The organism is Acinetobacter sp. YH12027, assembly GCF_013420085.1.
Taxonomy (GTDB): Bacteria; Pseudomonadota; Gammaproteobacteria; order Pseudomonadales; family Moraxellaceae; genus Acinetobacter; species Acinetobacter amyesii.
In genome coordinates this window covers 127,080-139,867 of the sequence record NZ_VOYW01000009.1, presented here as the reverse complement: position 1 = coordinate 139,867, position 12,788 = coordinate 127,080, and the positions used below count along the sequence as shown (strand labels likewise).

Annotated in this window: 10 protein-coding genes and 1 pseudogene; 5 read left to right on the top strand and 6 right to left on the bottom strand. The window is 41.5% G+C overall.

Annotated elements, in window-relative coordinates; translation table 11 throughout:
- The first annotated feature begins 123 nt into the window (after positions 1–123).
- Complete coding sequence (locus FTT94_RS04475; RefSeq protein WP_104441633.1) at positions 124–609, top strand: IS630 family transposase; 486 nt, start codon at positions 124–126, stop codon at positions 607–609.
- A gap of 4 nt (positions 610–613) precedes the next feature.
- Here the strand turns inward: FTT94_RS04475 and FTT94_RS04470 are convergent.
- Positions 614–793: pseudogene (locus tag FTT94_RS04470) on the bottom strand (IS3 family transposase); the annotation flags it as partial.
- Between the two features lie 135 nt (positions 794–928).
- On the opposite strand from FTT94_RS04470, the gene FTT94_RS04465 reads away from it, so the two are divergent.
- Complete coding sequence (locus FTT94_RS04465) at positions 929–1,399, top strand: hypothetical protein (protein WP_180170300.1); 471 nt, start codon at positions 929–931, stop codon at positions 1,397–1,399.
- A 58-nt stretch (positions 1,400–1,457) separates the two neighbouring features.
- On the opposite strand, the gene FTT94_RS04460 is transcribed toward FTT94_RS04465, so the two are convergent.
- The gene (locus FTT94_RS04460) at positions 1,458–4,352 is read right to left on the bottom strand and encodes a valine--tRNA ligase (protein WP_180170299.1); all 2,895 of its coding nucleotides are present in this window, start codon (positions 4,350–4,352) and stop codon (positions 1,458–1,460) included.
- A 184-nt stretch (positions 4,353–4,536) separates the two neighbouring features.
- Here FTT94_RS04460 and FTT94_RS04455 point away from each other — a divergent pair, with 184 nt between their 5' ends.
- The 3 genes from FTT94_RS04455 (at position 4,537) to FTT94_RS04445 (ending at position 7,150) form a co-directional block, all read left to right on the top strand.
- Positions 4,537–5,208, top strand: a complete 672-nt coding sequence (locus FTT94_RS04455; protein WP_180170298.1) for a hypothetical protein — start codon at positions 4,537–4,539, stop codon at positions 5,206–5,208.
- A gap of 44 nt (positions 5,209–5,252) precedes the next feature.
- The gene (locus FTT94_RS04450; RefSeq protein ID WP_078191399.1) at positions 5,253–6,059 is read left to right on the top strand and encodes an SDR family oxidoreductase; all 807 of its coding nucleotides are present in this window, start codon (positions 5,253–5,255) and stop codon (positions 6,057–6,059) included.
- Between the two features lie 74 nt (positions 6,060–6,133).
- On the top strand, positions 6,134–7,150 hold the full coding sequence (locus tag FTT94_RS04445; RefSeq protein WP_180170297.1) for a hypothetical protein: 1,017 nt from the start codon (positions 6,134–6,136) through the stop codon (positions 7,148–7,150).
- A gap of 46 nt (positions 7,151–7,196) precedes the next feature.
- Here FTT94_RS04445 and FTT94_RS04440 read toward each other — a convergent pair whose 3' ends face one another.
- The 4 genes from FTT94_RS04440 to FTT94_RS04425 all read right to left on the bottom strand — a co-directional run bounded on the left by FTT94_RS04440 (position 7,197) and on the right by FTT94_RS04425 (position 12,784).
- The gene (locus FTT94_RS04440) at positions 7,197–7,640 is read right to left on the bottom strand and encodes a YbjQ family protein (protein ID WP_180005074.1); all 444 of its coding nucleotides are present in this window, start codon (positions 7,638–7,640) and stop codon (positions 7,197–7,199) included.
- A 3-nt stretch (positions 7,641–7,643) separates the two neighbouring features.
- A complete protein-coding gene (locus FTT94_RS04435; RefSeq protein WP_078192212.1) occupies positions 7,644–8,000 on the bottom strand; it encodes a YbjQ family protein in 357 nt (118 codons plus the stop codon).
- 150 nt (positions 8,001–8,150) lie between these two features.
- Positions 8,151–9,605, bottom strand: a complete 1,455-nt coding sequence (gene adeK / locus FTT94_RS04430; RefSeq protein ID WP_180034600.1) for a multidrug efflux RND transporter AdeIJK outer membrane channel subunit AdeK — start codon at positions 9,603–9,605, stop codon at positions 8,151–8,153.
- Positions 9,605–12,784 (bottom strand): efflux RND transporter permease subunit, encoded by a 3,180-nt coding sequence (locus tag FTT94_RS04425; protein WP_180170296.1) that lies wholly within the window; start codon positions 12,782–12,784, stop codon positions 9,605–9,607. The genes adeK and FTT94_RS04425 overlap by 1 nt, the downstream gene beginning before the upstream one ends.
- Between the last annotated feature and the right edge of the window lie 4 nt (positions 12,785–12,788).

The window sequence follows — 12,788 nt, the reverse complement described above, 5'->3', positions numbered from 1 at the left end:
ACGTTTAGGAGTAAGCACTCATGCGGTATTTAATGCGTTACATGCCGCAGGAATATCGCGTAAAAAAAGACGTTAAAGCATCCTAAAGCAGATCAAAATCAACGTCAGCAATTTCAAAATCTCATAGAGTGTTTAGAAGGGAAATTGCCTCTGATTTACATAGATGAAAGTGGTTTTCAAAGTGAAAGTACCAGAACTCATAGTTATAGCCTTCAAGGAACACGTGCTGAAGGTGAATTTAACTGGCAGTTGAAGAATTGGAGTAATGCGATCGGTGCAATCATTGAAAATAGATTGTTGACAGTTGGTGTGTTTAATTGTTCTGTGAATACAGAAGTATTTGAATGTTGGATTGAACAGGATTTATTACCTAAGTTGAAAGAAAGCAGTGTTTTGATTATGGACAATGCGACCTTTCACAAAGGGAAAAGACTTCAGGAGTTGATACGTTGTGCAGGCCATTACATTGTGTGGCTTCCTAAATATAGTCCAGATTTAAATCCAATAGAAAATATGTGGTCACGAGTCAAGGCGATTCGAACTAAGTTTAGAGTTAAAGATATTGATAAATTATTTAAAGATTACTGTAATGATTTATTTGGTATTTAGCTATAATAGGATTTTGCTGATCTAAATGCTTTTGATGCCAGGCACGAAGTGTTTCAGGAGTACAACCAATCTTAGGCGCAATTGCTGTGATTGCAGCCCAAGTAGAAGGATAATCTTTTTCAGATTCAATCAATAATTGAACCGCTCTTTCTCTGATTTCAGGGGTATATTTTAATTTTGTCATCGGGGTAGTCTCTCAGAATATTGACTCTCCGACAAACCCGGTACGGTTCAAATAGAGAGTGTTCTTATAGAGCCAAAGGATTTTGTTAAATATGTAAAAACAATTATTGCTCAAGACTCATTTAATGATCTTGTTTTGCTCACAAATCATTTAAATAAGTTTCCACAATTTTTTCCATATACTTTAGATGTCATATCTAAATTTCACGCCAGTTTTACAGAACTACAAATTTCAGAAATAAAAAACAACTTAAAGGTTTGGTTAGATACAACAGAGACTTCGGAGTTTATTTTGGTTTATCTCGTTCGGTTTTTTGGAAACCAAAATTTCAGGGATAAAGAAGTACTAATGACTTTTTTCCGAAATCTAAGAAGAAATGAAGGGCATTATATTGGTCGCGTTGTACTTGAAGAACTTGAAGATATAGTAACGCGTGGTGAGGTATTAGAAATTCGAGATTATTATGTAAGAGCTGATCAATGGGAAAAACGGCAAATTGCAAAACTAGTATCTAAACATTTTAGCGATGGCGAGCAGAGACCTTTTTTTAAAAATGTCTTATCAAATGATAGTGATATTTTTTTAAAACAGATTTGTAAGGGTTGAAAATAAAGGGCTGAATAATCAGCCCTTTATACACAAATCAGATTAAATTAACAACACCTTAAAGCGCCGCAATTTGCTCCATATTCGCTTTAATCTTCGCTAACTGGTCAGCAAACTCAGCAAGTTTAACTTTCTCGCCTTCTACTACAGCAGCAGGCGCTTTCGCCACAAAACCTTCATTGCCAAGTTTAGTGGCAATTTGATCATGCTGTTTTTGCACTTTATCTAAGTCTTTTTGCAGACGACCCAATTCCGCTTTAGGGTCAATTAAGCCCTTCATTGGAACGAATACAGACACATGACCAACAACAGATGAAGAAGATAATGGCGGTTGTTCGCCGTCAGCAAGGAAAGTAATGCTTTCAACTTTAGCCAACGCTGTGAATAACGCTTCAATACGAGTGATCTGTGCTTTTTCAGCATCAGTCGTGTTTTGAAGTAGAACAGGCAATAAACGTGCATTACCTAGACCCATTTCACCACGGATGTTACGTACCGCACCAATCAAACCTTGTAGCCATTGCATATCAGCTTCAGCTTGTTCGTTAATCAATGCTTGCTCAGCAACAGGGTATGGAGCCAACATGATTGTTTCGCCAGAAATGTTGAGTTTCGGCGCAAGTGTTTGCCAGATTTCTTCTGTGAGGTATGGCATCAATGGGTGAGCCAAACGTAAAGACGCTTCCATCACAGCAAGCAGAACACGACGAACTTCAGCTTTACGCTCAACCGATACGTTTTCGTCATTGAGAACAGGCTTAGTCAGCTCTACATACCAGTCACAGTATTCATTCCAAATGAACTCGTAAATCGCTTGTGCAGCCAAGTCTAAACGATACGTCGCGAATGCTGTTTGCACCGCTTGTTCTGCTTTTTGCAGACGGCTCACGATCCACTGTTCAGGCAATTCCCAAAGGTCTTGACGAGCATCGATACCAATCACTTGCTCTTCGCAGTTCATCATCACGAAACGGGTAGCGTTCCAGATTTTGTTGGCAAAGTTACGGTAACCTTCAACACGTTTCATGTCGAACTTAATGTCACGACCAGTGTTGGCAAGCGCACAGAACGTGAAACGAACCGCGTCTGTACCGTAAGATTGAATACCTTCAGGGAATTCTTTACGGGTAGATTTTTCAATCTTGGCTGCTTGTTTCGGGTTCATCAAACCAGTCGTACGTTTTTGTACTAAAGTTTCAAGATCAACACCGTCAATCAAGTCTAATGGGTCAAGCACGTTGCCCTTAGATTTAGACATTTTCTGACCTTCGCCATCACGTACTAAACCGTGAACGTACACAGTTTTGAACGGAACTTGTGGTGTGCCGTCTTCATTTTTCATGAAGTGCATGGTCATCATGATCATGCGGGCAACCCAGAAGAAGATAATGTCGAAACCAGTCACCAATACATCAGTCGGGTGGAACGTATTTAAGAAATAGTTTTCTTTATCTTTTGCTTCGTCGCCAGTCCAACCTAGAGTTGAGAACGTCCAAAGACCAGAAGAGAACCATGTATCAAGCACGTCTTCGTCTTGTTTCAATTCAACTTCAGGTGCAATGCCGTTTTTCGCACGAACTTCAGCTTCATCACGACCTACAAATACGTTACCTTCAGCATCGTACCAAGCAGGAATACGGTGACCCCACCACAATTGACGCGAAATACACCAATCTTGAATGTTGTTCATCCAAGCCATGTACATGTTGCTGTATTGCTCAGGTACAAATTTGATGTCGCCATCTTTAACCGCTTTAATTGCAGGCTCAGCAAGTGGTGCAATTTTTACGTACCATTGGTCTGTTAGAAGTGGCTCAACGATCACGCCTGAACGGTCACCACGAGGTGGCTTCAAGGTATATGGTTGAATTTGGTCTAACCAGCCTTCAGCTTCCGCTTGAGCAACCAATTTTTTACGTGCTTCAAAACGTTCTAAACCAATGTAGTCCGCAGGTGCAGGAATGGTTTTAGAAATTTGCTCGCCCGCTTTTGCGATGTATTCAAACTCAGCCAACACTTCCGCATTTTTGTTGAAAATGTTGATGATTGGAAGTTCACAGCGTTTGCCCACTTCATAGTCATTGAAGTCATGTGCAGGGGTGATTTTTACACAGCCTGTACCAAATTCTTTGTCTACATATTCGTCTTTAACGATTGGAACTGCTCGGCCTGTAATTGGCAAGATAATGTTTTTACCCACAAGCGCTGCATAGCGTTCATCATCCAGTGCAACTGCAACAGCGGTATCGCCAAGCAATGTTTCAGGACGTGTTGTCGCCACAACGATGTGGTCTTTACCATCGTGGGTGCGGATTGATTTGTCTTCAAAGAAATATTTGAAGTGCCAAAGTGAACCTGCTTCTTCTTTATCAGACTCAACTTCTAAGTCAGAAAGGGCAGTTTGCAGTTTAGGATCCCAGTTTACGAGGCGTTTACCGCGGTAAATTAAGCCTTCTTCATGTAGCTTAACAAATACTTCTTTAACCGCGTTAGAAAGACCTTCGTCCATGGTGAAGCGCTCACGTGACCAGTCTACAGATGAGCCTAGACGACGAATTTGACGGGTAATGTTCCCGCCAGATTGTTCTTTCCATTCCCACACTTTTTCAATGAACTTTTCACGGCCAAGGTCGTGACGGCTGATGCCTTCAGCACCCAATTGACGTTCAACAACCATTTGCGTTGCGATACCTGCATGGTCGGTACCTGGCTGCCAAAGGGTGTTTTTGCCAGACATACGGTTATAACGAGTCAACGCATCCATAATGGCATTGTTGAAACCATGACCCATGTGCAAGCTACCAGTGACGTTTGGTGGCGGAATCATAATACAGAATGAATCACCTTTTTGAGATGGCTTGAAGTAGCCTCTCTCTTCCCAAGTCTTGTACCATTTTTTTTCGATCTCGGTCGGATCGTAGGTCGTAGCAATATTTTGCGCTGAATCAGTCATAGTCTAAACAGATCAAAAGTGGATAAAAAATTATATCTATTGTAGCAAAAAAAATGGTGAATTAGGGATGTTGGGCGAATGTTAACTTTTAGGATTTGGCAGTAAATAAAAGAGTCCGTATGATAGGACCTAAGATAAGAAGTATCCATTGATCCCAAAACTAAGATAAAAGGAGCAATATCAAATGACTTATTCTATTTCTTTAAAGATTCAACCTACGACATATCAACGTTTTGAGACGATTCATCAAAAACTCAATGCAGGTGAAACAGAAAGTCAGTCCAAAGCCTTAGGGGATAATTTAGCGGATATTGCATGTGAAATTTTAGATCAAGTTTTTGGCCAAATGGCGCGCATGAATAAGTCTGGAGACAATGAATCCGAAAAAATTATTCAGCAAATACGTGAAACGACCCGTAAATATATGCCGTGGTCGGTGTCTTTTTTTGGCAATGACCGCCTTGTACCGATGGTAAATTATTTATATGGACGTTTTTACAGCGAAGATGGTCAGCATTATATGCATTATCCGATCGATGCCTCTTTAGCCACCGACTTGCTTGCCTATGTCAATCAAATGAAAGAAGGGCAGAATCAATATGTGCCGCTCGCATTGAAGGCATTTACACAAGTGGTCGATGCCGGGGTGACGCATTTGGTGCGAGAACCGAAAAAAATGCTGAAATTTAACATGGTAGTGGATAAAACTTTAACCGGTGTCATCAATCTCACCACGCAACTCGGTTATAAACGTTTTGATAAACTCGGCAAAATTTATGATGCACAATCGATGAGTCAGTACTTTGATCATTTTATGGTGTTTTTGAACAATGAGCCTGTACTACGTAAAGTATAAAATACATATAAATGAATAAATTAGTTATTTAAAAGGATGTCAAAATGGCAAAACGTGATGATTTGAACGGAAAAGTGGTATGGATTACTGGGGCATCGTCAGGTTTGGGTGAAGCTTTAGCAAAAGAATGTGCTTTGCAAGGGGCGCAGGTCATTTTGACCGCACGTCGTTTTGAAGAGTTGGAAAAAGTCCGTGTTTCATTATTACATCCAGATCAGCATCTTTCAGTGTGTGCAGATATTACCAATGAAGAACAAGTTCGCCATGCTTATGAACAAGTCCTTGCGCATAAAGGTCGAATTGACTGGCTAATCAATAATGCGGGATTGAGTCAGCGTGCATTGATTACGGATACGACTATGCAAACTGAACGTGCCATCATGGAAGTAGATTATTTTTCGCAAGTCTATTTGACTAAAACCGTTTTACCGACATTTTTAGCGCAAAAGTCAGGTCGAATTGCTTTTGTTTCAAGTGTTGCAGGCTTATTAGGGACACAATACCGCGCGACCTATTCTGCTGCAAAAGCTGCCATTCATATGTGGGCGAACAGTCTACGTGCGGAAGTTGCGGATCAAGGGGTGGGCGTATCGGTGATATTCCCCGGATTTGTCAAAACCAATGTTTCATTTAATGCACTCAATGGTGCAGGCAAGCCACAAGGGCATCAGGATGAAGCCATTGAAAATGGTCTAGAAGCCAATGAGTTTGCCGAAACGGTGGTGCAATCTTTACAACGTGGGGAAGAATACATCGTGGTGGGTGGTTCTAAAGAAAAGCTCGGTGTTTGGGTATCTCGATTATCACCGACAACGTTATATAAAATGATTCGTAAAACCAAAGTGAAGTAAATTTTATCAAGTTTAAATAGTTTAAAAGTCACTCTTAACAGTGACTTTTTTAATGAGTAACGAGATTATAAGAAATGAAAAAGAATAATTTTAACAAATGGGGAATAGCCATCATTTTGTGCGCAATCATTGGTGCAATCGGTACAGTGGCATATTTTTATTTTAAACAGAAAACTCAAAAAATTGAGCAGAAGTCAACGCTCGAAAAGCCTGAAAAAGAAATAGGAACTGTATCAGAACCAGTTATTGAATCTGTTGAGATTGAACCTAAAGTTGAAGCGGCGAGTGCAGAAGTTGTTATGCGAGGACCAAATGAGGGGTGGTTACCGATCGAAGCACTGTTTGATGAAAAAGGATTATTGAAGTCTGAGTATTACAGTCAAAATCCTCAAGATTCAGATGTTGATAAATTACCTTATAGCTCGAATAAAATTGGTGATTTTAAATGGCGAGCTGAATTTCATGCTGTTGATGATTTTAAAGGCGATCAGGCTAGATTCAAAGATCAATGTTTTGGATATTGTGTTTTAGTGAAAGGTAAGTTGCTGACCAGTGTTGAATCGACTGTATTTACGGGAGCATTTATTGCGAAAGATCATTTGATCGAAGTGATTGCACATAAGGGGAGTGGCGCATATATGCCTGTCAACTATAGCTTTATCAAAATCGACAAAGCTGGTAATGCAGAGTTAATCTCAGATGATCATAATTCTTACAAAGATCAATTGGCTCGTATCAATCATTCGGGACTCGAGATTGACTTAAAACCATTTAGAAAACTTCAATATTTTCTTCTAATGAATGAAAATGGTTTAAATGTGTCGATGCAAAAACCCAATAAGGTGGATGTTGAACCGACTCAGTGTAAAGAGTATTACGAAGGAACATTAGAGGCATGTCCAACTTTATATGGATGTAAAGCTGACATTGTGGTGCAAGATCTGGCACGTGCTTATGCTGGAGATGTTGCATTTAGTTATCATGATCCAAATATTGATGAAAAAAAATTTAATGAGGTTTGCTTTAAAGTTTGTCGCAATGAAAATGTGAGTTATGAAGAGTTTGAAAACACATTGTGTAAAGTAAATTGAATAGTAAAAATGAATAGTAAAAATGAATTGGGGAGAAGTAGAGAGATCAGATGTCTCTCTTTTGAATTGCAGTCCCATACGCAAAGACTTCGACCATGCCACCTTGCATACCCAACTCAGTGGTGCTTAAACGCAGACCCATAATTTGCGTTGCGCCCATTTTTTCAGCTTCTTGCTTTAAACGCACCACGGCTTCACGACGTGCCCGATCGACGATGCTTTCATAACTGGTTAAACGTCCTCCAAAAAAGTTCTGAATATTGGCAATCACATATTTAAAATAATCATGTGAAATCACTACATTACTCGAAATAAGTTGTCCGAATTGTTCAGTAGTTTTAAAGCGGTTGTTGTCTATGCGAATATGCGCCAATCGCTTTTCTTGAGCTTCGAGTTCTTTGAGATGCTTTTGTTCGATATGGCGACCGAAGCCCCAACCAATACAAAAGAGCACCACAAAGATCAGGACTTTAAAAATAAAGGCATCCATGACTTAGTCCTGAGTTGGAAATGGGTCTGGGAGTTTTGCTGAGTTGGCTTCTACGCGAACAGCCGTGCCATACACAAATAATTCAGAGGCGCCTTGAGCAATATTTGAGGTTGAAAAACGGATACCGACGACCGCATTCGCGCCTAAGGCACGTGCTTTATCAATCATACGGCTCATAGCTTCTTGACGGGATTCTTCGAGTAGTTCTGTATAACCTTTGAGTTCACCACCCACGATATTTTTTAGGCCAGCCATAAAGTCACGACCAACATGTTTACTGCGGACAGTACTGCCATAAACGACATCAAGTTGTTGTGTAATGGTATGACCCGGAACAGATTCAAGATTACTTAAAAGCATTTTTAGTTATCAATATAAAAAGGTGAATTGAAGATAGAAAACTCTTTAGCAAAAAGCAATAAATTCATTTTTATTTTAAAGCTTCGATCTAAAAATGAAAAAGCCCACCGAAGTGAGCTTTTCAAATATTACGGGCTAGGCTAAATCAAATTATTGTTTTGATGCAGCTTTACGCTCAGCAGTAGAAGGTTGGTATTGCACAGCATCAGAAGTGTTGGCTTTGATACCACCACCAAGTGTTTTATACAATTCAACTTGATTGTTGAGATTTGCTTGTTCAAGCAACAACAAACCTTGCTCAGCTGCATAAGATGCACGCTGCGCATCCAGTACAGTTAAGTAGCTATCAATACCAGCACGGAAGCGAGCATTTGATAGTTTGTACGTTGTGTTGGTTGCATCAACTAAACGGCGCTGTGCTGCAATACGGTCACCAATGTTTTGGCGAACTGCAAGCGCATCATTCACTTCACGGAAAGCTGACTGAACTGATTTTTCATAATCAGACAATGCAATTTTCTGGTCAGTTTCAGAAACTTTAATATTTGCCTGACGTGTACCCCAGTCGAAAATTGGAATATCTAGGCTAGGGCCAGCAGACCATACAAAGTTGCCTGATTTAAATAGATCACCTAAGTCCGTTGAAGCATAACCCGCTGAACCTGTCAGACTAATCGTAGGGAACAGACGTGCTTTAGCTGCACCAATGTTCGCACCAGCAGCAGACAGTTTATATTCAGCTGCACGTACATCTGGACGGTTGTTCAACAAGTCACTTGGAATACCTGAACCAATGGTATTGGTCGAAGTAATTCGACTGACACGTTGGTTCGGCAGCAAGTTCGCAGGCACTTGTTGACCCACTAATAGATTTAATAAGTTTTGCGCTTGAGCAATTTGAGTCTTGTAATTCGCAACATCATTACGTGCAGTTTCTACAGAAATTTGAGCCTGACGAACAGGAACTTCACTGTCAATACCGACATCAAAACGCTTTTTGTTGAGGTTGTAAGATTCAAGCTGAGCCTTTAAGGTTTGATCCGCAAGCTTCAAGTTTGAGTTAGCGTATGCATAGTTTAACCATGCTTGAGCCACTTGACCGATCAACGCAATTTGTGTCGCATCACGGGCACTTGCAGTTGCAAGGTAACTGTCTAAAGCATTGTCTTTTAAGCTACGTACACGACCCCAAAAATCAAGTTCATAGGCAGTGACACCTAAACCGACATTGTAAGAGGTGATAGGCTTTTGCGTATTCAACGTGTCTTGACGAAGTACGCTACCACTTGCACCAATGGTTGGTAATTGACCATTGGCAGTGATTTGATACTGTTGCTGTGCACGTTCAATATTTAAAGCTGCGGTACGCAGGTCACGGTTGTTGGCTAAAGCTAAGTCAAGAACTTGTACCAGACGTTGGTCAGCAAAGAAATCTTTATATCCTTGTTCAGCAACAGAAGTACCAGAAGCACTTGCTGTGTAGCTTTCGGGGATATTGGTCTGAACAACCGGCTCTGGACCACGCATGCTTTGGCAGGCAGCCAAAGCAAGCGCAAGTGAAGAAACCGCAATGCTACGACCTGCAATAGACCATACATTTTGCATCACGATAAATGCTCCTGATTATTTTGTTGTTTTGGTTTGTACTTAAAGATACTTCGGATCCATACATAGAACACAGGAATAAAGAAGATACCAAGTAGGGTAGAACTGATTACGCCACCCAATACACCATAACCTACGGAGTGCTGGCTACCTGCACCTGCACCCGAAGAAAGGGCAAGCGGAAGTACACCAAAACCGAAGGCTAAAGTAGTCATGATAATTGGACGTAGACGCATTTTAGCGGCATGCAATGTTGCGTCAAACAGATCTTCACCTTTTTCTTGAAGTTCTTTGGCGAATTCTACGATCAAGATCGCATTCTTCGCGGACAAACCAATGACGGCAATAATAGCCACCTGGAAGTAAATGTTATTCGCCAAGTTTGGATTTTTGAAGAACACCATTCCAAGGAAAGTCAGTAATAACGCACCCAATACACCTAATGGTACAACCAGTAATACTGAGAACGGAATAGACCAGCTTTCATACAAGGCAGCAAGACATAGGAAGACGATTAACAATGAAAGTGCGTATAAGAATGGTGCTTGTGCGCCAGACTCACGTTCTTCTAGAGATAAACCAGTCCATTCATAGTCAAAGCCTTGAACGCCCATCGAAGGAAGTTTTTGTACAATTTCTTCCATCGCTTTCATCGCATCGCCCGAACTTACACCCACACCCGGTGAACCTTGAATGTTCACAGATGCGATACCGTTATAACGTTCAAGACGTGGTGAACCATAAGTCCATTCGCCAGTAGCGAAGGTCGAGAATGGAACCATTGTGCCTTGGTTGTTACGGACATACCACTGGCTCAGGTCTTCAGGCATCATACGTGCCGCAGCTTCACCCTGTACATAGACTTTCTTCACACGACCACGGTCAACGAAGTCGTTGATGTAAGAACCACCCCATGCCATACCCATTGTGGTATTGATTTCAGCAATGCTGACACCCATTGCACCAGCTTGAGCTTGGTCAATCGTGATTTTGTACTGTGGTGTATCTTCTTGACCGTTAGGACGAACACCCATGAGGCGTTTATCTTGAGCAGCCATACCGAGTACTATATTACGGGCATCGATAAGTTGTTGATGAGTTTGACCTGCAGAAGCTTTTAACTGCAAGTTGAAGCCGGCAGTTACACCCAATTCAGGCATTGCTGGTAATTGGATTGGCATGATGTATGAAGCATCCTTCACGATCATGTTCAATGCCATACCACGTTGAATAATCGCACCCACTTGAGATTCAGGTGATGTACGGTCTTCCCAATCTTTTAACTTGATGAATGCAAGACCTGCGTTTTGACCTACACCTGTGAACGAGAAACCGGCAACACTGAATACAGAATCGACATATTTTTCTTCGTTTTTCAGGAAGTAATCGGTCATTGCAGTGACAGTTTTATCCGTACGCTCAAGTGAGGCATTCGGTGGTAACTGTACCAGTGTCATTACAACACCTTGGTCTTCTTCAGGTAAGAATGATGATGGTAACTTTTGGAATAAAAGTACCAACAAGCCGATTACAACTGCATAAATCACACCAGAGAAAATCTTGTGGTGTGTCATGAAGTTCACGCCGCCTTGGTATTTATGCGCAACTTTATCAAAAGAGCTGTTAAACCAACGGAAGAAACGGGCAAAGATATTGTTGCTTTCTGGTTTGTTTGGATCATGTTGTTTCAACATGGTCGCACATAGGGCAGGGGTAAAGGTCAATGCTACAATCAATGACAGAATCATTGCTGTTACCAGCGTGATTGAGAACTGACGATAAATTACACCTGTCGTACCACCGAAGAATGCCATCGGCACGAATACAGCGGTTAACACAGAGGTAATACCGATTAAGGCACCCGAGATCTGTTTCATTGAGATTTCAGTTGCAGTCACTGGGTCAAGATGATCTTCAACCATGACACGTTCAACGTTCTCTACGACAACAATCGCATCATCCACGAGGAGACCAATCGCCAGTACCATCGCGAACATGGTGAGTGTGTTGATCGAGAAACCAAACATGTTAATGACAGCAAAAGTACCCAATACCACTACAGGTACAGCCAATGTCGGAATAATCGTTGCGCGCCAGTTCTGTAAGAATAAGAACATCACAAAGAATACGAGAATCACGGCCTCTACAAGGGTATGTACAACACTTTCAATCGATAACTTAATGAATGGAGTCGTATCAAATGCAAGCGTATCTTTTAAACCTTCAGGGTAGTTTGGACGTAGTTCTTTTAAACGTGCTTCAACAGCTTCGGCTGTATCTAATGCGTTTGCACCAGTTGCTAGTTTGATCGCTACACCACCAGCAGGTTTGTTGTTGAACTTAGAGTCGAACTGATAGTTGTCAGCACCTAATTCAACACGTGCAACATCGCCTAAACGTACCTGAGCACCATCACTACTGTTACGCAGGAAAATGTTTTTAAACTGCTCTGGTGTTTGCAACAAACTTTGTGCTGTAACTGTCGCGTTCAGTACTTGACCTTCAGTTGCAGGCGCACCACCTAACTGACCAACAGCAACCTGAGCATTCTGTGTACGGATAGCCGCAGCCACATCACTCGGTGTAACTTTCAGGTTTGCCATTTTGGCTGGATCTAGCCAAATACGCATCGCATAAGAACCACCAAATACTTGGACTTCACCTACACCTGCCACACGGCTGAGAGGTTCAGAAATATTCGAGTTTACATAGTCCTTAATGTCGTCCGCAGTCAACTTACCCGATGGTGAGTGGAATGCTACAACTTGTAGGAAGCTTGCGCCAGATTTGGTGACTTTTACACCTTGACGTTGTACGTCTTCAGGTAATAGCGCTGTCGCAGACTGGAGTTTGTTTTGGACTTGAACTTGGGCGATATCTGGATCGATCCCTTGTTCAAAGTTCAATGTAATAGATGCTTGACCGTTACCCGCACTGTTTGACGAAATATAACGTAAGCCATCCAAACCATTCATTTGTTGTTCAATGATTTGGGTTACGGTGTTTTCAACTGTTTCTGCAGATGCGCCAGGGTAAGTCGCAGAGATTGAAACCGTTGGCGGCGCAATGGTCGGATACTGTGCAATTGGCATATTTGATAGCGTGAGTACACCCGCCAACATAATCACCAATGCAATCACCCATGCAAAAATGGGGCGATGAATAAAGAATTGAGCCATTCAG